This window comes from Stenotrophomonas sp. YJH_SMC_8 (assembly GCF_059371315.1).
Genome location: NZ_JCAFUL010000004.1, coordinates 281208 through 300442, shown reverse-complemented (window position 1 = coordinate 300442; position 19235 = coordinate 281208). Strand labels below are relative to the sequence as shown.

Genomic DNA, 19235 nt, shown 5'->3' with positions numbered 1-19235 from the left:
CGCTGGCCACAGCAGGGCGCCCCTGGCGGCGCGCCCTGTTGTGGCTGGCCCTGCTGGGTCCGTTCTTCTTCGCCAGCTACGGCTTCGCCAACTGGATGGCCGGACGCCATGCCGAACTGCCGGTGATGGCGTTCGCCTGGGAGACGCGCATTCCGTTCGTGCCGTGGACGATCGTGCCGTACTGGTCGATCGACCTGTTCTATGCGGTCTCCTTCTTCCTGTGCCGGCAACGGCTGGAACTGGACCGGCATGCGCTGCGGCTGTTCAGTGCGCAGCTGATCGCGGTGACCTGCTTCCTGCTGTGGCCATTGCGCTTCAGCTTCGAGCGGCCGGAGATCGGCGGCGTGTTCGGTTGGCTGTTCGATGTGCTGCTGGGCTTCGACAAGCCGTTCAACCAGGCGCCGTCGCTGCACATCGTGCTGCTGATCGTGCTGTGGGTGAAGTTCGCGCAGTACCTGCACGGCGTGTGGCGTTGGGTGCTGCATGTGTGGGCGCTGCTGATCGGTGTCTCGGTACTGACGACGTTCCAGCACCATTTCATCGACATCCCGACCGGGCTGCTGGCCGGGTGGCTGTGCGTGTGGCTGTGGCCGGAGCAGGGCACGCCACCGCTGCGGGCCTGGCGCACCGTGCGTGATGCCAAACGGTGGCGATTGGCTGCGCTGTACCTGCTGGGGGCCGCTGCATTGCTGGTGCCGGTGGTGCTTCTGCGTGGCGCGGCGTTGTGGCTGCTGTGGCCGGTGGTGTCGCTGCTGCTGGTGGCGCTTGCCTATGCCGGGCTGGGTACGGCGGTGTTCCAGAAGCGCGCCGATGGTCGCTTGACGATGGCCGCACGCTGGCTGCTGGCACCATACCTGGGTGCCGCCTGGATCAACTCGCGGCTGTGGACGCGACGTGCGCCGCAGCCGGTGCCGGTGCTGGACGGCGTGTGGCTGGGCCGGATTCCCTGCACGGCATTGCCGGCACCTTTGGTGGGCGTGGTCGATGCCTGCGCCGAGCTGTCCTGCTGCGCGCCGGGTGCGGCGCACGCCGGTGTGCCGATGCTGGACCTGGTGGTGCCCACGCCGGAACAGCTGCGCGAGGCGGCCGAGGCCATCGAGTGCCTGCGTGCGCAGGGGCCGTTGCTGGTGTGCTGTGCGCTGGGCTACTCGCGCAGTGCTGCCAGCGTGGCGGCCTGGCTGCTGCGCAGTGGTCGCGCGGCTGATGCTGATGCGGCGGTGGCGATCGTGCGTTCTGCGCGCCCTGGCATCGTGCTGGGTACGGCCCATCTGCGTGCCATCACCGATGCGGCAGGAGCGCGCACATGAGTACGGTTCCCGATCTGGCGACCATGCAGCTGCTGCTGCGGCAGGGGCGCTGGCCGGCATGCCTGTCGCTGGGGCTGCTGCTGGTGGCATTGCTGCTGCTCGGCACCGAGCCGGGCCTGGCGATGATCGCTGCAGGGTTGCTGCTGGCCAGCATGTTTGCGGGGGTGGCACAGACATACCACGCGTGGCGGGTGGCGCTGGACGCCAGCCTGCTGCAGCTGCTGCGCGACGAGGGCCTGGACGGCGATGCCGCCGCGCGCCGCACCGATCAGCTGCTGCAGGACAGTGGCCTGCGCCGAGCGTCGCCCGATGCGCCTCTGCGCGGCTGGGACGCGCGTTGGGCCGGCATGCGTCGCCTGCTGCTGCGCCAGTACCTGCTGACCGCGGCGCAGTTCGCAATGCTGGTGCTGGCCGTGTTGTGGCCGCAGACGTGAACGGGAGGGACCAATGTTCGCCGAACTGATTGCCCGCGCCTGCAGTGGTGCGATCCATGTAGTAACCGGTGCACGCGCGCTGTGGATCGGTTGCGCGCCGTCCAGCGAGCGCCGCGTGTACTACGGCAACCACGCCAGCCATGGTGACTTCGTGCTGATCTGGTCGTCGATGCCGCCTGCATTGCGGCGCCAGGTGCGGCCAGTCGCTGCCGCCGAATACTGGCAGCGCGACGGCCTGCGTCGCTACCTGATCGATGCGGTGTTCAACGGCGTGCTGGTCGAGCGCGAGGCCGGCCATCGCCAGCAGGATCCTCTACAGGTGCTGCGCGACGCGGTGGACGAAGACTGCTCGCTGATCCTGTTCCCGGAAGGCACCCGCAACGTGGGCGATGAGCCGCTGCTGCCGTTCAAGAGCGGCATCTATCACCTGGCACGGCAACGCCCGGAGCTGGAATTCGTACCGGTGTGGATCGACAACCTGAAGCGGGTGATGCCGAAGGGCCGGTTCCTTCCGCTGCCCTTGTTGTGCACGGCCACCTTCGGTACGCCGTTGCGGTTGCAGGCCGACGAGGACAAGGCCGCCTTCCTGGCCCGCAGCCGGCAGGCGCTGCTGGACCTGGCGCCGAATGGAGGTCGTGCATGAGTTTCGTGTTGGATGTATCTGGCGATCTGGCAACGCAGAGTGTCGGTCAGCAGACCGGCCTGCTGTTCGCCGGCGTCGGCGCGGTGCTGGTGCTGGCCACGCTGGTGGCCGAAACGCTGCGATGGCGCCAGCGCGGCCGGCCCAGCGCCGTGATCGCCAACCTGGTGTCGCGCATCCGCGCGTGGTGGGTGATGGCGATCGTGGTCGGGCTGGCGCTGTTCTTCGGCCGTGCCGGGGTAATCGTGCTGTTCGCGATCATCTCGCTGTTCGCGCTGCGTGAGTTCATCACCCTGGCACCGACGCGCTCGGGTGACTACTACGCGTTGCTGGCCGCGTTCTACATCGTGCTGCCGTGGCAGTACTACCTGGTGTGGATCGACTGGTACGGCATGTACACGCTGCTGATTCCGGTCTATGCGTTCCTGTTCCTGCCGATCCTGTCGACCATCGGCGGCGACACCACGCACTACCTGGAGCGCACGGCGAAGGTGCAGTGGGGGCTGATGATCTGCGTGTTCTGCATCTCGCACGTACCGCTGCTGCTGAACCTGCACGTGCCCGGGCATGACCCGTCGCGCAACGTGCTGCTGTTTGCTTTCCTGGTGATCGTGGTGCAGTCCTCGGACGTGCTGCAGTACATCTGGGGCAAGCTGCTGGGCAAGCACCTGATCGCGCCGAAGCTGTCGCCGTCGAAGACGGTGGAGGGCTTCGTCGGCGGCGTGCTGAGTGCCAGCGCGCTGGGCGCGGCGCTGTGGTGGATCACCCCGTTTACGCCGCTGCAGGCGTTCGGCCTGTCGCTGCTGATCAACCTGATGGGGTTCTGGGGCGGCCTGGTGATGTCGGCGATCAAGCGCGACCGTGGCATCAAGGACTGGGGGCACATGATCGAGGGCCATGGCGGCATGCTCGACCGGCTGGATTCGGTGTGCTTCGCCGCACCGGTGTTCTTCCATGTGGTGCGGTATTACTGGAAGGCGGGCGGGGGAGGCTGACTGCGCTGGGCCTTCATCCACGCATGGCGTGGATCTACGGGCGGGGGCGGTTGATTCCGCCGGGCTTCCATCCACGCATGGCATGGATCTACGGGCGGGGGCGGCTGATCCCGCTGGGCCTTCATCCACGCATGGCGTGGATCTACGGGCGAGGGCGGTTGATCCCGCCGGGCTTTCATCCACGCATGGCGTGGATCTACGGGCGGGGGCGGTTGATTCCGCCGGGCTTCCATCCACGCATGGCGTGGATCTACGAGCGGGGGCGGCTGATCCCGCTGGGCCTTCATCCACGCATGGCGTGGATCTACGGGCGAGGGCGGTTGATCCCGCCGGGCCTTCATCCACGCATGGCGTGGATCCACCGGAACCGGGTGGGCCCGGCATCGGTAGCGCCGGGCCATGCCCGGCGGGCTGCGCTTACGCGCTGATGCCGTATTCCTTCAGCTTCTTGCGCAGGGTGGCGCGGTGGATGCCCAGCATCGCCGCAGCGCGGCTCTGGTTGCCTTCGCAGTGGTTGAGCACTTCCACGAACAGCGGAATTTCCATCTCGCGCAGTACGATCTCGTAGACATCGTCCGCGTCGCAGCCATCGAGGTCACGCAGGTAACGGCGCACGGACTGGGCGACATGTTCACGCAGCGGTGGCCGGGGAGCGCCACGACTGTTGTCAGGACGAGAAAGGACAGCGTTCAAGGGGGTTCCCGATTCGGTTGGCCCGTGCGCGCGGGGCGCGCGGCCGGACGAGGTGGTGGCGGCCAGTCTAGCGCGAGCGTGCGCGGCCTGCCACGGCCGGTCGCCTTTTCACGGTCAGAGGAAGTCGAAGGTGAATGCGACGGTGGATGCGGCGGGCTCCTGTACACGGAAGGCAACGCGCGCGCTCTGGCCCGGTTCCAGCAGGGCCGCACCGGGGTTCTCGCCCAGGTACTGCGCAGGCGTGAACACACCGCTGCCGATCACCCGGCCATCAGCATCGGACAGTGACAGGCGCAGGTCCGGCCAGGCCTGTGCCCAGCGTGCGTCGTTGCGGATGCTGGCCTGGACCTGCAGCACACCGTCCTGCCCGGGCAGCGGCCGGATCTCGCGGCTGGTCATGGTGAAAGCGGTGGGTTCGTGCCAGGCCGGCAGGCTGCAGTGCAGGACGCCGCAGAGCGTGCCCAGCCATGCACGGTTGCCGGCGTCGGCGGCCAGTCGTGCACGGTCGGCAAGCACGCTCTGCAGCAGCAGCAGCAGCGCCAGCCCCGCAACCAGCAGCCAGTGCCAGCGGGGTGCCGGCAGGTTGCGGGGACGCGCACTGCCAAGGAAACTCGGCGCATCAGCGGCAGCCACCGTTGCCGGCGCTGCAACCGGTGCCGGCGCGACGGCCGCAGTTTCATCAACGATGACAGGCGCATCGTCGTGCCGCATCTCTGCCGCCGCCACATGCGCCGCTTCGGCAGGCCCGGTTGGCACCTGCATGGCAGGCGGCGCGTGTTCGTCCGGGGCCTGCGTGCGCGCATCGGTCGCAGGCACAGGCTCACCTTCCGGCGCGGTGCGCAGGAAGGTCGCCAGGGGGCGTCGCGGTGGGTTCGGCTCGGACATGCTCAGGGTGCGGGCTCGGATCCAGCAGTCATTCAACCACGATCAGGCGCGGCGCACGCCGGTGATGCGCATCCAGTCGCCATCCTGGGTGGCCTGCAGGTCATCGAACCATGCGGCATAGCGCTGCAGCAGTTCACCTTCCTGGCCGTGCAGGATGCCGGACAGGGCAATGCGGCCACCGGCAGCGACGCGCGCGGCCAGCAGCTCGGCCAACGCGTCCAGTGCCGAGGCAAGGATGTTGGCGACGACGATCGGGTAGGTGGCGACTGGTTCGTCCTGCGGCAGGTAGACGTGCATGCGCGCCTGCTCGCCGTTGCGCTCGGCATTGTCGGCGGTGGCGACCAGGGCCTGCGGATCGTTGTCCACGCCGATGGCCTCAGCGGCGCCCAGCTTCAGCGCGGCAAGCGCAAGGATGCCGGAGCCGCAGCCGAAGTCGAGCACGCGCTGGCCCTGCAGCAAGCCGTCCACGGCCAGCTGGTCCAGCCAGCGCAGGCAGAGCGCGGTGGTCGGGTGGGTGCCCGAGCCGAACGCCAGGCCCGGGTCCAGCCGCACCACGGCGGCGTCGGCCGCCTGTGCGGCCTCCGGCAGTTCATGGTTCCACGGCACGATCCAGGTACGGCTGCCGAAATCCATCGGCTGGAACTGGTCCAGCCAGGCGCGTTCCCAGTCTTCGTCCTCGACCGCGCGGAAGCTGCCGCTGCTCCAGTCCAGCTCCGGGTCGAAGGACTCCAGTGCGGCCAACAGCAGCAGCGCATTGCTGTCGGCCGGGAACAGCGCGCTCAGCACCAGGGTGTCCCACAGCGGGGTCTCGCCCACGCCCGGCTCGAGGATGGCCTGTTCGTTGCTGGTATCGGCCTCGGCATCAAGCAGCGTGACGGCCAGTGCGCCGACGTCCTCCAGCGCATTCTCATAGCGGGGCTGGGTGGCTTCGGTGCAACGCAGGGTCAGTTCCAGGAACGGCATGGCGGTGGGGGCAATCGCGGGAAAGGGGGCCATGCTAGACCATCGGAGCGTCTCCGTATTGCCTGAGATGCCGCTCGGAGATGAACGGAACCGGTTCAGACAGGCCTGTCGGGCCTTGTTAAACTTGGTGCTTTCCTGTGCGCCGTGAACGCTCACTGCCGCCAATGGCCTTTGCTCCGACCCTGAAAACCTGGTTGCTCGTGCTGCCGGCGGTGGCAGTGCTGGGCGTGGCCGGGTATCGGGCCAGCGGCCATGCCGGATCGGTGCCGGTGACCGCAGGCGAGTTGCCGACGGCGCGGGTTGCGGCGGACGATGCGGCGCCCCTGCCGGTTGTGCCGGAAGCGTTGGCGCGTCGCCTGGCGGCGTTCGAGCGCGGCAACGCGCTGCCTTCGGGCCTGCCGCTGGACCTGCGCGCGGACATCGAGGATGCGACCGATCTGTACGCCTACGCGCAACGCCTGCGCGTGCAGGCCGACGACGGCAACCACGAAGCCCGCTGGATGCTCAGCCGGGTCTACGACTACTGCGCGCAGTACGCCATCGATCCGGGCGGTTATCGGTTGGACAACAATGTGCTGGCCGGGCTGGGCCTGACCGCTGCACCGGCGATGGTGCAGGCGCGCGAGCGCGTGGCGCAGCGCTGTGGCGGCTTCGTGCCGGGCGACAAGCTGGGGTCTGCGCTGGTGCTGGCCGAGCGTCGCAAGGCGGCCACTCAGGGCAACCTCGCAGCGGAAGCATCGCTGTTTGCCGAAGGCGAGCCGCTGCATGACAGCCCCGAGTACCGCCGTGACCTGGTCGAGCGGGTGCGTACATCACGCGATCCGGAGGCCTTCATGGCCATTGCACCGGCCATGGGCGTGCGCGCGGCGGGGGACCAGGCGCTCACTGGCCTGGTGGCGGGAGAACAGCTCAGTGAACTGGCATGGCGGGTTGCGGCCTGCGAGCTCGGTCTACCGTGTGGTGCCGACAGTGTGCTGGTCAACAGTTTTTGTGCGAATGGAGGGATCTGTTCGCAGGATGGGACGCAGGATTTCCGGGATTTCGTGTATGACGCTGCGGTTTCGCGGCAAGGTGCGGGGAAAATGAAGCAGTGGATCAAGCGATTGGTTGGAAAGAGGGGTGGGCAATGAACTACCGTCGATTCCTGCATGGAGCCAAGTTCTGGTTCTGGGTGGCGCTGTTCGTGGCCTATTCGGCCGGCGCGGTCGGGCTGTTGATGATCGACACCTATGAGGATCGTTACCGGCATCTGTCAAAAGTGGAACTGACCACGGTGAAGGCGCAGGAAGATGTGCGCCGCGTGGGTGCCAGCCAGGTCGCTGCGGTCTATCGCGCGCAGAGCGGCATGCCGTTTGCTTCGTTGCCGGCAGGCAGTACCTTCCAGGTGGTGTGGCCCGATGGGTCCACCGAGACGATGGTGATCGTCGACCCGAGCTCGCCCAATGGTGTTCGCCCGCTGGCGAATTCGCAGATCCCGGCCGAAGCTGCCGACAAGCGCTGATGCCACACCGGTAGCGCCGGGCCATGCCCGGCGGGTGGACGGTCGCAATGGAAAGCCGCCGGGCATGGCCCGGCGCTACCGCAAGAACGCGAAAAGGGCGGGGATATCCCCGCCCTTTTCATGTCCAGCACCTGCTGCCGATCAGGTCAGTGCGATCGGCTTGTTCTTGCGCTCGGCAAGGCGCTTTTCCAGGTAATGGATGTTCTGGCCACCGGCCTGGAAGCCCTTGTCGCGCATGATCCGCTGCTGCAGGGCGATGTTGGTCTTGATGCCGTCGACCACCATCTCGCTCAGCGCCACCCGCATGCGGGCGATGGCGGTTTCGCGGTCCGGGCCGTGCACGATCAGCTTGCCGATCATCGAGTCGTAGTTCGACGGCACGCGGTAGCCACTGTAGATGTGGGTGTCCACGCGCACGCCAGGGCCGCCCGGCGGATGGAAGCCGGTGATGGTGCCCGGGCTCGGCACGAAGGTCTCGGCGTCTTCGGCGTTGATGCGGCACTCGATCGCGTGGCCGGTCAGCACCACGTCGCTCTGCTTGATCGACAGCTTCTGGCCGGCGGCGATCTTCAGCTGCTCGGCCACCAGGTCGATGCCGGTGACCATTTCGGTGACCGGATGCTCCACCTGGATGCGGGTGTTCATCTCGATGAAGTAGAAGCGGCCGTCCTCGTACAGGAACTCGAAGGTGCCGGCGCCGCGGTAGCCGATGCGCACGCAGGCTTCGGTGCAGACCTTGCCGATCTGCTCGCGCTGTTCGGCGGTGATGCCCGGTGCCGGGGCTTCTTCCACCACCTTCTGGTGGCGGCGCTGCATCGAGCAGTCGCGCTCACCCAGGTGGATGGCGTTGCCCTGGCCGTCGGCCAGCACCTGGATTTCCACGTGGCGCGGATTCTCCAGGAACTTCTCCATGTAGACCTCGCCATTGCCGAACGCGGCCTTGGCCTCGCTCTTGGTGGTTTCGATCGAGGTCTTCAACGAGGCTTCGGCATGCACCACGCGCATGCCGCGACCGCCACCGCCACCGGCTGCCTTGATGATGACCGGGTAACCGATCTCACGGGCGATCTTGGTGTTGGCGACGATGTCGTCGCCCAGCGGGCCGCCCGAACCGGGCACGCACGGCACGCCGGCCGACTTCATCGCGCGGATGGCTTCGACCTTGTCGCCCATCATGCGGATGGTGTCGGCCTTGGGGCCGATGAAGATGAAGCCGGACTCTTCCACGCGTTCGGCGAAGTCGGCGTTCTCCGACAGGAAGCCGTAACCCGGATGGATCGCCTGCGCGTCGGTGACTTCAGCAGCGGCGATCAGCGCCGGGATGTTGAGGTAGCTCTGCGGCGACGGCGCCGGGCCGATGCAGACCGACTCGTCGGCCATGGCCACGTGCTTGAGGTTGCGGTCGACCGTGGAATGCACGGCCACCGTGCGGATGCCGAGGGTGTGGCACGCGCGCAGGATGCGCAGCGCGATTTCCCCTCGGTTGGCGATGACGACTTTGTCGAGCATGGCGTGCCCCTCAGCCGATCACGAACAGCGGCTGGTCGAATTCCACCGGCTGGCCGTTCTCGCCGAGGATGGCGACGATGGTGCCGGACTTGTCGGCCTCGATCGGGTTGAACATCTTCATTGCTTCGATGATGGCCAGGGTCTCGCCTTCCTTGACCTGCTGGCCAACGGTGACGAAGGCCGGCTTGTCCGGGGCGGACGAAGCGTAGAAGGTGCCGACCATCGGCGAGCGCAGCACGTGGCCTTCCGGCAGCGCCGGGCCCGGCTTGGCGGTGCCGCCGGTGGAGGCTTCGGTCGGCGACTGCATCGGCATCGCCTGCGGTGCCGGGGCGGCCGGAGCGGCGTACACCGGAGCGGCGACCGGGGCGGCATAGCCGGCCACCGGGGCGCGCGACAGGCGCACCGACTCTTCGCCTTCCTTGATTTCGATTTCAGCCAGGTTCGACTCTTCCAGCAGGTCGATCAGCTTCTTGATTTTGCGGAGATCCATGGTGGCCTCTTTGCTCTTGATGTCAGTGTGGTGGGGAGCGCAGCGCGCTCGGGTCAAAGCAGTTCGTAGAACTCGCGCAGCTGACGCGTACGATCGCGCGCGAGGGTGATCAGGCAGCGCATCTGTGCGCCGTTGCGTGCCGTGCCATCGGAATTGAGGGCATAGACCGCGTTGCAGTCGTGGTCGCGTAGCTGCACCCAGGCGCGCTGCGCCAGCACAAGCTGCTGCTCGGCATCGCCGCAGTAGCTGCAGCTGCCGCCTTTGGCCGGCGTGCGCAGTTGCTTGCGCGCCAGGGCGTATACGGTATTGAGTTCGGCGTCTGCGGCCGCGGCCACGTCCGAGGCGCACAGGTCGCTCTCCATCGTGGTGGTCGGATGCGCACAGTCGATGCCTTCGTCCTTGCGGTCGAATGCCGCGGCGGCACCGCACAGGCCGGCCCACAGCAGGATGCTGGCAAGCACGTGCGGCAGCACCTTCACGCGACGGCCGCCTGTACGCGCAGCAGCGCCGCATCCATCGCGTAGCGATAGCTGTCGGCACCGAAACCACACACCACGCCCACCGCCTTGTCACTGAAATAGCTGTGCTGGCGGAACGGTTCGCGGGTGTGCGGGTTGGACAGGTGGATCTCGATGAACGGCAGCGCCACCGCCGCCAGCGCGTCACGCAGGGCGACCGAGGTGTGGGTGAAGGCGGCGGGGTTGATCAGGATGAAAGCGGTTCCGTCGTTGCGCGCCGCCTGCACGCGATCCACCAGCACATGCTCGGCGTTGGACTGCAGGCTCTCCACGGTGTGCCCGACGGCGGCGGCCTGCGCGGCCAGCGCCTGGTCGATGTCGGCCAGCGTGGTGTGGCCGTAGACCTCCGGCTCGCGAGTGCCGAGCAGATTGAGGTTGGGGCCGTGCAGGACCAGCAGCTTCGCCATGGGATCCGGAAGACGGGAAAGGGCGGCAGTCTGGCGGAACCGGCGGATGCTGTCCAGTTCGGCGAAGTTTGCCGCGTTTCAATCGTTTGTTTGAAATCTGCCGAAGCGCTTGTGGCCCTATGTGGGGCGGCGGATCAAGGCGCGCTGAACGCCGTGCGGGCGGGGGATGCGTGCACGTAGGCCGACGATGGCGGCAGGAGCCTTGTCGGGGTTCCCGCGCCATGCGTGGATGGGGGCCACTGGTAGATCCACGCCATGCGTGGATGATGGGCCGCAGTTCGGTAGATCCACGCGATGCGTGGATGACGGGCCGCAGTTCGGTAGATCCACGCCATGCGTGGATGAAGGAAGTTCGGTGCGCAGCAAGCTACGCACCCACCGAAGGGCGGCCCAAGGTGCGCAGCAAGCTACGCACCTACCGGAAGGGTAGTCCAAGGTGCGCAGCAAGCTACGCACCCACCGGAGGGCAGCCCAAGGTGCGCAGCAAGCTACGCACCCACCGGAAGGGCGGCCCAAGGTCCGCAGCAAGCTACGTACCCACCGGGAAGGCGGGTCACGTCTCCAGCGGCACCGTCGGCACCACGTTCGGGAACACTTCTTCCAATGCCTCCCGCTCGCCCGGCTTGGGCACCGGCCAGTTGTAGGCGTTCACCGGCTGCGCGCGGTTCACCCACAGGGCGTAGTACAGATGGTCGGCGCGGCCATCGCCGGTGTTGGGGTGGATCAGGATGGTCAGCCCCAGGCTGTTGAGCTGCAGCCACGGCACCAGCACCGGCAGCAGGTCGTTGTTGAAGCCGAAGTAGAACGACGGTGTTACATGCGGGCCGCGCGGCTCCAGGTTCCAGTTGCCCAGTTCCACCGGGAAGCGTTCGGCCGCCCAGCGCCGCAGCAGGGCCGCCTTCTCGAAGCTGTCTTCATCGAAGTAGATATGCGCGTGATAGCTCTTGATGTCGGTATAGGCGCGCGGGGTGGTGGGCAGCGTGGCTTCGCCGGGGCGCACGCTGGTCGGGCGCGGGGTCGGTTCGCTGGCAGTGGCCTGGCCCCAGGGGCTGCGCCCCTTCGGCGCCGGCGGCACGATGGCACGGAAGCCGGGACGGCCGGGCTCGGTGGTGTTCGCTGCAACGCCGCCATGGGGCGATGCCGAGGCTGTCGAGGCACTGGCCAGGCCTCCGGCGGCCAGCCCGGCCGAGGCGATCAGGCGCCGCCGTGCCGGCGAGAGCAGGTCGGCCCAGTGGGCGTCATCGTCGCCGTCATCGATGAGGATATGCGGGTCAGGCTGCATGAAGGGCTCCGTGGCGGCAGGTGTGGGCAAGCACGCACGCTCGGGCAGTGTGGCCGGTGGCGTCCAATAAGCAGGCAGCATCACCTCATGCAAGGCCGGCTTCGATGCCATTGAGTGCGACCGCACGGCGGGCTACGGTGCAGGTCTGCCGCCCCGGAGCCCTGCCATGACCTCGCCCGATGCAGACACACAGCACAAGCGTGCGTCTTTCCGCCAGCTGCACGCGCAGGGGTGCTTCGTGCTGCCCAATCCGTGGGACGTGGGCAGTGCGCGCTACCTGCAGCGGCAGGGCTTCCTGGCATTGGCCACCACCAGTGCCGGCTGCGCCTGGAGCGAAGGGCGACCGGACGGCGCGGTCTCGCTGCAGGCCACCTTGGAGCACCTGAGGCTGATGGCGGCGGCGACAGCACTTCCATTGAACGCCGATTTCGGTGATGGCTTCGGCGCCACGCCGCAGGCGGTGGGGGAGGCGGTGGCCGCGGCGATCGATACCGGCATCGCGGCGCTGTCGATCGAGGACGCCAGCGGCGTGGCCGATGCCCCGCTGCGTCCGATCGACCAGGCGGTCGAGCGCCTGCGCGCGGCACGTGCGGCCATCGACCGTGCGGGCGGCGACGTGCTGCTGGTCGGGCGTGCCGAGAACTTCTTCGTCGGCGTGCCGGATCTGCAGGACACCCTGCAGCGCCTGCGTGCCTACGCAGAGGCTGGTGCCGATGTGCTGTACGCACCCGGCATCACGACCTCCGAGCAGATCCGTGCGGTGGTTGCCGCAGCAGGAACGAAGCCGGTGAACCTGCTGGTCGGTGGACCGACACCGCTGAGCCTGCAGGACTTCGCCGCACTCGGCGTGCGCCGGGTCAGCCTGGGCGGTGCGCTGGCGCGTGCGGCGTGGGGTGGGCTGATGCAGGCGACCCAGCCGATCGTGCAGGACGGCCGCTTCGACGGCCTGCAGCAGGCGGCCTCGGGCGCGGCATTGAACGCGTTGTTCCGCTAGCGGACAGTAGATCCACGCCATGCGTGGATGGGAGGCCATCGGTAGATCCACGCCATGCGTGGATGCAGGATGCCCGGTGCGCAGCAAGCTACGCACCCACCGAGGAGCAGCCCCCGGTGCGCAGCAAGCTACGCACCCACCGAGGAGCAGCCCCCGGTGCGCAGCAAGCTACGCACCCACCGCGGGCAGCGCCCGCATGCCGGTTGGTCCACGCCATGCGTGGATGCAGGCCGTCCGGTGCGCATCAAGCTACGCACCCGCCGAGGAGCTGCGCTACAGCGTTTCCACTCTGCCCTTGGGCAGGATCACGCCCGGTTCCAGTGCCGGCAACAGCTGCCGGAGCATCGCTGGATTGTCGATCAGCCCGGCGCCATCAAGGTAGCGCCACTGCGAAGTGCCGACGTGGCGCACAGCGACCATGAACGAGGTGCTGCGGATAGCGGTTTCGCGCACACGCAGCAGTGACTGCCGCGGTACGAAGCAGACTTCTTCGTCACCGGCGGCATAGGTGCGGCCGGGCACTCCGGCCTCGTCACTGATGATGACGACGCCAGCCTTGTGCAATGCCTTGACGGTATCGCGGGTCGACCGGGCGTAGGTCTCATCGCCACCGGCCAGATGTTTCAGGCTGGGATGCGTGCGGGCGATGATCAGCTCGGCATCGCCCTTGGCGAATGCGGTCAACATCGCCTGTACGTCCTGGCGCAGGCCGGCCGATTCGGCCGCGGTGAGCTCGCCGGCCAGGGCAGGCGGTGCCGTCGTGGCCAGCAACAGGTACATCAATGAAGCAAGCAGGTATCGGCGCATCGTCGGGCATCTCACGGGCAACCTCGGCACTATACGGGGTGCGAAAACAGCGTCCCACCGGTGGTGCTGGCATCCCGGGAATTGATACTTACCATTGGTAGTTAATGAATTCCGGAACGTCCCCGCATGCATAGCCTCATCGTCACCGCCCATCCCGAACCCGGTTCGCTCACCCATGCCATCGCCCAGCGCATCGGCGAGGCCATCGTTGCGAGCGATGCCGGCAACACCGTGGCCCACGCCGACCTGATGGCCGAGGGCTTCGACCCGCGCTTCACCGCGCAGGACCAGGCGCTGTTCCGTGGCACCGGCGCGGTGCCGGCCGATGTGGCCGCCGAGCATGCACGGCTGGACGCCACCGACACGCTGGTGCTGGTCTATCCGCTGTACTGGTGGTCGTTCCCCGCGCTGCTGAAGGGATGGATCGATCGCGTGTTCACCCAGGGCTGGGCTTACCAGGACGGCGCCGATGGCAAGGTGCAGAAGAAGCTGCAGCGCCTGCGCGTGCACCTGGTCGGCGTCGGTGGTGCGGGCGCGGAGATGATCGAACGGCGTGGCTATGGTGCCGCAATGAAGGCGCAGATCGACATGGGCATCTTCGACTACTGCGGTGCACGCGTATTGTCATCGCACCTGCTGCTCGACGCCGACAGTGGCGCCGCGCAGGCTCACCTGCAGACCGCGGTGGAAATCGGCCGTAAAATCGGTGTTCCAATGAACTGATCGCCGTGTTCCGCCGATGCCTGCCAACGTCGCTCCCACGCGCCGCCGCCTGACCCGAGAGCAACGCGCCCGCCAGCTGCTGGAGGTGGCGTGGACGCTGGTCGGCGAGGAGGGCACCGATGCGTTGACGCTGGGGCGGCTGGCCGAAGCGGCGGGCGTGACCAAGCCGGTGGCCTACGACCACTTCGTGACCCGCAACGGTCTGCTGGCCGCGCTCTACGATGACTACGACGGACGGCAGACGGTGGTCTTCCACGAGCGTATCGGTCGCGCCAGGGCACAGCTGGCTGATCGTGCGGCCGCCATCGCCTCCGGTTACATCGACTGCATCCTGAGCCAGGGCAGTGAAGTGCAGGGCATCCTCGCCGCGCTGGTGGGCGCGCCGGAGCTGCATGAGGTGCGCCGGCGCTACCAGCAGGACTTCATCGACAACTGCGACGCCTGGCTGGGCCCGTTCGCCGTTGACGGCTCGGTGCCGCTGGCGGGGCGTTGGGCGATTCTCGGTGCAGCCGAAGCCCTGTCCGAAGCTGTGGTTGCCGGTGCGCTGGACAAGGGTGACGCCGAAGCCGAACTGCAGCGCCTGATCGTGGCTACGGTCAAGCGCCGCTGATCGGCCTCAGGCATCGATGGCGGTGCCGGCCAGCGCAGCGAAACCGTCGGCCAGCAACTCACGTACCCGTGCATCGCGTGCCTCGCGGCTTTCAGAACCCAGGGCCACGGTGATCAGCCGCACCGGCTGCGCACGCCCGGGTACCGGCCGGCACGCGGTCGCCGCCAGGCAGAAGCCTGCAGCCTGGGTATAGCCGGTCTTCAATCCATCCACGCCGTCATCGCCCAGCAGGGCGTTCTGGTTGTTGCGGCTGAAGCTGCCATGTTCAAACGCGCGCTGCGCGGTGATCGCCAGGATCTGCGGATGATCGTTCAGCAGGCAGGCGGCCAGCACCGCCATGTCACGCGCACTGGACGCATGATGCGGCGTGGTGATGCCGGACACGCTGGCGAACCACGTGCTGCGAAGGCCCAGCTGGCGCGCGTGCCGGTTCATGCGTTCCAGGAATGCAGGCTGCGATCCGCCCAGATGACGTGCCATGGCCAATGCCGCGTCATTGCCGGAGACGATCATCAGGCCTTCCAGCAGACGTCCCAGGGTGACGGTCTCTCCGGGGACAAGCCCCATGCGCGTTTCGTCGTCGGCCACGGCATGCACATCGTCGTCAGCGATGGTGACCGTTTCGTCCCACGAGTGCGCGTACTCCCCGACGCATGCATAGGCCGCGTAGGCGGTCATCAGCTTGGTCAGCGACGCCGGCTGTCGTGCGATGTCGGCGTTGTGCTGGTGGATCACCGTGAGGGTTGCCGCATCGAGGGTGATGGACGAGAGCGGGACGCGCGCGGAGGTGGGAGACGGCATGCATGCGGCGATGGCGAAGGAGGCCTGCAGGATAGTCCGCGGCGGCTGCATGAAGCTGCAATATTGAAACGATATAACGTACCGCAATTTCGGCCGCCCATGGCCTGGGGACTGTTCAATGACTGCACGTACGCCACGCCGCTGGCTCCATTCCTCGCTGCTGCTTGCGCTGGCCGGGCTTGGCGGCTGCCAGCCCGCTCTGCGTGCCGAGGCCGTTCCTTCCGGTGACGTCCGTCCGTACAACGTGATCGTGATGATCAATGACGGCGCGGGTTGGGGTACCTGGGATGCCGCTGCCTACTGGCAGTACGGCAGCCGCGAAGGCGCCCCCTATGCGGACTTCCCGCAGCGCCTGGCGGTCACCACGTTCCCGTTGAACGCCAGCAGCCAGCCGACCGGCGACAACGCGCAGACCCTCGGCTACGACGCGGGCAAGGCCTGGGATACCGAGCCGGTGCCGGCGCAGGACCTGCCGTTCGCCGGCTACCAGTACCTGGCCGCGGTGGCGACCGACAGCGCCGCAGCAGGCACGGCGCTGTCTTCGGGCATCAAGACCTACAACAACGCCATCAATGTGGACAACGATGGCAACGCTGTTGAATTCAACACGCTGCGCGCCAAGCGCCTGGGCATGGCCACCGGCGTGGTCACCTCGGTGCCGTTCGCGCACGCCACGCCCGCTGCGTTTGCGGCGCAGAACGCATCGCGCAACAACTACCACGCCATCGCCCACCAGATGCTGTCGCAGGGTCACATGGACCTGGTGATGGGCACCGGTGGCCCGGGGTACAGCGTCGATGGCCACGCCTGCGACGAGGGCAGGGGTGCCGCGAAGGCCGAGGGCTGCGCGAATCCGTGGGAATGGGTGTCGCAGCAGGATTGGCGGCAGCTGGAAGCGGGCAGCACGATCGGCGCAAACCCGGCTGGCCCGTGGCGCCTGATCCGCAGCAAGGAGGAGTTCGCCGCACTGGCGCAGGGCCGGCTGCCGGCTGATCGTCCGTTGATCGGCGTGCCGCGTGTGGCCAATACGCTGCAGCAGGCACGCCAGCTGCAGGTGCTGGGCAAGGACGCGAGCACCCCTTCCGGCGTGCGGAAGATCGACAGCGTGCCTGACCTGGCGACGATGACCCGTGGCGCGTTGCAGTTCCTGCAGCAGCGTTCCTCCCGCGGCCTGTTCCTGATGGTGGAAGGCGGTGCCACCGACTGGGCTGCCCATACCAGTGCCTGCGGTACCGAATGGCACTACGGCCAATGCACTGACCAGCCTCAGTATGGCCGCCTGATCGAGGAAACCGTGGAGTTCAACGACGCGGTGGCGGCGGTGATCGACTGGGTCGAACGCAACGGCGGCTGGGAACACAACCTGCTGATCGTCACCACCGACCACGACAACAGCATGCCGATGGGCCCGGACGCGCAGACCGTGGCCTTCGAACCGGTAAGGAACCATGGACGCGGCCGCATGCCGGGGATGAGCTTCCGTCCCACCGGTAACCACTCCAACGCGCTGGTGCCGTTGTGGGCCAAGGGCGCGGGGTCGGAGCTGCTGGGCCAGCGCGTGCGGGGCGTCGATGCCGGCTACCGCCAGCATGTGCGCTGGAACGACGGCAGCTACATCGACAACACCGATGTCGCGTCGGCCGTGCAGCAAGCGCTGCAACGCTAGGGTCGTGCCGGCCGCTGGCCGGCAGCTGCGGGATGCTTGGCCGGCGAGATTGCCGCCCAGCGGCCGGCACGACCAGGGGTGCCGCTGGGCGACGGCGTCGGGGAAGGGCTGGCCAGCTGGCGTGCCAGCTCGGCGCTGGCCACGTGGCCGTGCAGGAACAACAAGCCGCCGAAGATGTTCATGAGCGTGCCTCCACTTGAGTGGATTGCACGATACGGGCAGCATGAGGTGGCAAAAAGCGACATTTCCGCAAGGTTGCCTTGAGAAGGATTCAAGTCTGATGTCCCGTCCGCCCCTCCACGCCCTGCAGGGCTTCGTGGCTGCTGCCCGCCTCGGCAACCTGTCGCGCGCGGCTGCGTCGATGAACCTCACCGTCAGTGCGCTGAGCCATCAGATGCGTCAGCTGGAAGAGCGCCTCGGGCAGCCGTTGCTGATCCGGCAGGCTCGTGGTGTCACCCTCACTCTGGAGGGGCAGCGCCTGCTCGACCAGGTCGGCTCGCACCTGGATGCGATCAACGAGGCGTTCCAACCCTATGCGGCGCGCGCCGAGCACGTACTGACGATCAGCGCGGTGCCGTCGATGGCCTCGGCCTGGCTGGTGCCGCGCTTGGGGCATTTCGTCGCCGCGCACCCGCAGATCGAGATCAACCTGCAATCCAGTGAACGCCTGGTCGACTTCGAGCGCCAGCGGCAGTTCGACGCGGCACTGCGGCTGGGCACCGGAAACTGGCCGGGGCTGGTGGTGGAGCCGCTGTTCGACGAGTGGCTGTTGCCGATGGCCAGCCCCGCGTTGATCGAGCGCATGGGCGGTATCGACCGCGTACCGCTGGACCAATGGCCGCTGCTCGGTGACCCGGACGGGGCGTGGGGGGCTTGGTTTGCGTTGAGTGGGCAGAGGCCGCCGTCGCGCTTCGTGGCGGTGCTGGATGATTCGGAGGCACACCACAGGGCCGCACTGGACGGGGTGGGTGTGGCGCTCGGGCGGGTCACCCGTGCGCGCCTGCTGCTGGACTCCGGCCAGCTGGTCGCGCTGTCCAGCCAGCGCCTGAAGACCGATTGGCCGCACTGGCTGGTGTACCCGCAGCGCTCGGCCCGCCATCGCGGCTTCCTTGCTTTCCGCGACTGGCTGCACGCGCAGGCCGCCGAGCATGTGCGGCACATGGAAGGCGCGCATCTGTAGCGTCGAGCCATGCTCGACTGGTCTTTCGAAGAAGCAGTCGAGCATGGCTCGACGCTACAGTCACCGCACCAGCGTGACCGCCTGCCCGGCACGGGCGAACGCGTCGCTCAGCAACGGTCCGGCCTTGATCGAATCCACTTCCTCGAACAGCGCCCGCAACGCCTCGGCCGGGCGCGAGGCTGGTGCGGCCACCGCCTGCTGGATGGCGGTGAAACGATCGGCCAGCACCCGATGGCCGGGATGCGACTGCGCCCAGGCCGCCAGCGGCTGGCGCACGCCGGCGGCCGCATCCAGGTGCTGCTGGTCGAACAGGGTGATGGCCGCTGCCGAGGTGTCCGCACGCTCGATCGTGGCGTGGCGAAGCTCCCGGCTCAGGAACAGGTCGTAGGCTGCGCCACGGCCGACCGCGATGCGCAGGCCGTCGCGATCAAGATCGGCCACCTGCTGCGCCAGGCTGTCCTCGCGCACCAGATAAGTGCCTTCGATTTCCACATAGGGCGCGCTGAAGGCGATGCGGTCGGCGCGCGCCGGATCGATCGCCAGGAAGGCCAGATCCCAGGCATCTTCGGCGGCCGCGGCAACCACCGAAGCCGCCGCATCGTGGCAGGTGAAGCGGGCCTGCACGCCCATCCGTTGCGCCAACGCGGTGGCCAGTTCCAGTGACGGCCCGCGCGGCGAGCGTGCATCGCCCTGTGCGAGCACGGGATTACCGAGGTTGATCGCCACGCGCAGGAATCCCTGCGGTGCCAGCGCGCTTCGATGGTCGGCCAAGGACATGCAGGGCTCCGCAGGAAGGGGAGCCCCAGCATGCCAGCGCCGGTGTCCGCACG

The 19235-nt window shown here is 67.7% G+C and carries 23 protein-coding genes; 11 read left to right on the top strand and 12 right to left on the bottom strand.

Going from position 1 to position 19235, the window contains the following annotated elements; all coding sequences use genetic code 11:
- The first annotated feature begins 2 nt into the window (after positions 1-2).
- Genes AC5P88_RS07075 through AC5P88_RS07060 form a run of 4 tightly spaced genes read left to right on the top strand, consistent with a single transcriptional unit; the run spans position 3 to position 3376 of the window.
- Entirely contained in the window at positions 3-1307 is a 1305-nt protein-coding gene (locus AC5P88_RS07075; RefSeq protein ID WP_181358253.1) for a phosphatase PAP2/dual specificity phosphatase family protein, read from the top strand.
- Positions 1304-1741 carry a hypothetical protein gene (locus AC5P88_RS07070; protein WP_495224681.1) on the top strand — a complete coding sequence of 146 codons (438 nt, stop codon included), beginning with the start codon at positions 1304-1306 and terminating at the stop codon, positions 1739-1741. The genes AC5P88_RS07075 and AC5P88_RS07070 overlap by 4 nt, the downstream gene beginning before the upstream one ends.
- A 13-nt stretch (positions 1742-1754) precedes the next feature.
- The gene (locus AC5P88_RS07065) at positions 1755-2384 is read left to right on the top strand and encodes a lysophospholipid acyltransferase family protein (protein ID WP_014038692.1); all 630 of its coding nucleotides are present in this window, start codon (positions 1755-1757) and stop codon (positions 2382-2384) included.
- The gene (locus tag AC5P88_RS07060; protein WP_049446723.1) at positions 2381-3376 is read left to right on the top strand and encodes a phosphatidate cytidylyltransferase; all 996 of its coding nucleotides are present in this window, start codon (positions 2381-2383) and stop codon (positions 3374-3376) included. Before AC5P88_RS07065 ends, AC5P88_RS07060 begins: the two co-directional genes overlap by 4 nt.
- Positions 3377-3793: 417 nt before the next feature.
- On the opposite strand, the gene fis is transcribed toward AC5P88_RS07060, so the two are convergent.
- The 3 genes from fis to prmA form a co-directional block, all read right to left on the bottom strand.
- Positions 3794-4069, bottom strand: coding sequence for a DNA-binding transcriptional regulator Fis (gene fis, locus AC5P88_RS07055; RefSeq protein ID WP_005419706.1), 276 nt, complete (start codon positions 4067-4069; stop codon positions 3794-3796).
- Between the two features lie 114 nt (positions 4070-4183).
- Complete coding sequence (locus tag AC5P88_RS07050; RefSeq protein WP_495224680.1) at positions 4184-4954, bottom strand: DUF3426 domain-containing protein; 771 nt, start codon at positions 4952-4954, stop codon at positions 4184-4186.
- Between the two features lie 42 nt (positions 4955-4996).
- Positions 4997-5917 (bottom strand): 50S ribosomal protein L11 methyltransferase, encoded by a 921-nt coding sequence (gene prmA / locus AC5P88_RS07045; protein ID WP_071229373.1) that lies wholly within the window; start codon positions 5915-5917, stop codon positions 4997-4999.
- Between the two features lie 164 nt (positions 5918-6081).
- Between prmA and AC5P88_RS07040 the strand changes: the two genes are divergently transcribed.
- Positions 6082-7047 carry a hypothetical protein gene (locus AC5P88_RS07040; protein WP_459047420.1) on the top strand — a complete coding sequence of 322 codons (966 nt, stop codon included), beginning with the start codon at positions 6082-6084 and terminating at the stop codon, positions 7045-7047.
- The gene (locus AC5P88_RS07035; protein ID WP_005411254.1) at positions 7044-7418 is read left to right on the top strand and encodes a hypothetical protein; all 375 of its coding nucleotides are present in this window, start codon (positions 7044-7046) and stop codon (positions 7416-7418) included. The genes AC5P88_RS07040 and AC5P88_RS07035 overlap by 4 nt, the downstream gene beginning before the upstream one ends.
- 141 nt (positions 7419-7559) lie before the next feature.
- Here the strand turns inward: AC5P88_RS07035 and accC are convergent, their stop codons facing one another.
- The 5 genes from accC to AC5P88_RS07010 form a co-directional block, all read right to left on the bottom strand.
- Positions 7560-8927: an acetyl-CoA carboxylase biotin carboxylase subunit gene (gene accC / locus AC5P88_RS07030; protein ID WP_005411253.1), complete on the bottom strand. Its 1368-nt coding sequence runs from the start codon at positions 8925-8927 to the stop codon at positions 7560-7562.
- 10 nt (positions 8928-8937) lie between these two features.
- A complete protein-coding gene (accB, locus tag AC5P88_RS07025; RefSeq protein WP_010481080.1) occupies positions 8938-9417 on the bottom strand; it encodes an acetyl-CoA carboxylase biotin carboxyl carrier protein in 480 nt (159 codons plus the stop codon).
- Between the two features lie 53 nt (positions 9418-9470).
- Positions 9471-9896, bottom strand: coding sequence for a lysozyme inhibitor LprI family protein (locus AC5P88_RS07020; RefSeq protein ID WP_111112984.1), 426 nt, complete (start codon positions 9894-9896; stop codon positions 9471-9473).
- Positions 9893-10342: a type II 3-dehydroquinate dehydratase gene (gene aroQ / locus AC5P88_RS07015; RefSeq protein ID WP_106548941.1), complete on the bottom strand. Its 450-nt coding sequence runs from the start codon at positions 10340-10342 to the stop codon at positions 9893-9895. Before aroQ ends, AC5P88_RS07020 begins: the two co-directional genes overlap by 4 nt.
- Positions 10343-10895: 553 nt before the next feature.
- A complete protein-coding gene (locus AC5P88_RS07010) occupies positions 10896-11624 on the bottom strand; it encodes a DOPA 4,5-dioxygenase family protein (RefSeq protein WP_495224679.1) in 729 nt (242 codons plus the stop codon).
- Positions 11625-11790: 166 nt separating this feature from the next.
- Here AC5P88_RS07010 and AC5P88_RS07005 point away from each other — a divergent pair, with 166 nt between their 5' ends.
- Positions 11791-12618: an isocitrate lyase/PEP mutase family protein gene (locus AC5P88_RS07005; protein WP_106548939.1), complete on the top strand. Its 828-nt coding sequence runs from the start codon at positions 11791-11793 to the stop codon at positions 12616-12618.
- A gap of 273 nt (positions 12619-12891) precedes the next feature.
- Here AC5P88_RS07005 and AC5P88_RS07000 read toward each other — a convergent pair whose 3' ends face one another.
- A complete protein-coding gene (locus AC5P88_RS07000; protein WP_495224678.1) occupies positions 12892-13425 on the bottom strand; it encodes a hypothetical protein in 534 nt (177 codons plus the stop codon).
- A 126-nt stretch (positions 13426-13551) separates the two neighbouring features.
- On the opposite strand from AC5P88_RS07000, the gene AC5P88_RS06995 reads away from it, so the two are divergent.
- Together AC5P88_RS06995 and AC5P88_RS06990 are read left to right on the top strand one after the other, a co-directional pair.
- Positions 13552-14148 carry an NAD(P)H-dependent oxidoreductase gene (locus AC5P88_RS06995; RefSeq protein WP_495224677.1) on the top strand — a complete coding sequence of 199 codons (597 nt, stop codon included), beginning with the start codon at positions 13552-13554 and terminating at the stop codon, positions 14146-14148.
- A gap of 16 nt (positions 14149-14164) precedes the next feature.
- Positions 14165-14758, top strand: a complete 594-nt coding sequence (locus AC5P88_RS06990; protein ID WP_106548936.1) for a TetR/AcrR family transcriptional regulator — start codon at positions 14165-14167, stop codon at positions 14756-14758.
- 6 nt (positions 14759-14764) lie between these two features.
- Here AC5P88_RS06990 and AC5P88_RS06985 read toward each other — a convergent pair whose 3' ends face one another.
- On the bottom strand, positions 14765-15559 hold the full coding sequence (locus AC5P88_RS06985) for a D-alanyl-D-alanine carboxypeptidase family protein (protein WP_106548947.1): 795 nt from the start codon (positions 15557-15559) through the stop codon (positions 14765-14767).
- A 118-nt stretch (positions 15560-15677) separates the two neighbouring features.
- Here AC5P88_RS06985 and AC5P88_RS06980 point away from each other — a divergent pair, with 118 nt between their 5' ends.
- Complete coding sequence (locus tag AC5P88_RS06980) at positions 15678-17225, top strand: alkaline phosphatase (protein ID WP_106548935.1); 1548 nt, start codon at positions 15678-15680, stop codon at positions 17223-17225.
- Here the strand turns inward: AC5P88_RS06980 and AC5P88_RS06975 are convergent.
- Positions 17222-17407, bottom strand: a complete 186-nt coding sequence (locus AC5P88_RS06975) for a hypothetical protein (protein WP_106548934.1) — start codon at positions 17405-17407, stop codon at positions 17222-17224. The two genes, AC5P88_RS06980 and AC5P88_RS06975, sit on opposite strands and share 4 nt — an antisense overlap.
- A 98-nt stretch (positions 17408-17505) precedes the next feature.
- On the opposite strand from AC5P88_RS06975, the gene AC5P88_RS06970 reads away from it, so the two are divergent.
- Entirely contained in the window at positions 17506-18405 is a 900-nt protein-coding gene (locus AC5P88_RS06970) for a LysR substrate-binding domain-containing protein (RefSeq protein ID WP_495224676.1), read from the top strand.
- 60 nt (positions 18406-18465) lie between these two features.
- Here AC5P88_RS06970 and AC5P88_RS06965 read toward each other — a convergent pair whose 3' ends face one another.
- A complete protein-coding gene (locus AC5P88_RS06965) occupies positions 18466-19182 on the bottom strand; it encodes a transporter substrate-binding domain-containing protein (RefSeq protein WP_495224675.1) in 717 nt (238 codons plus the stop codon).
- Positions 19183-19235: the final 53 nt, after the last annotated feature.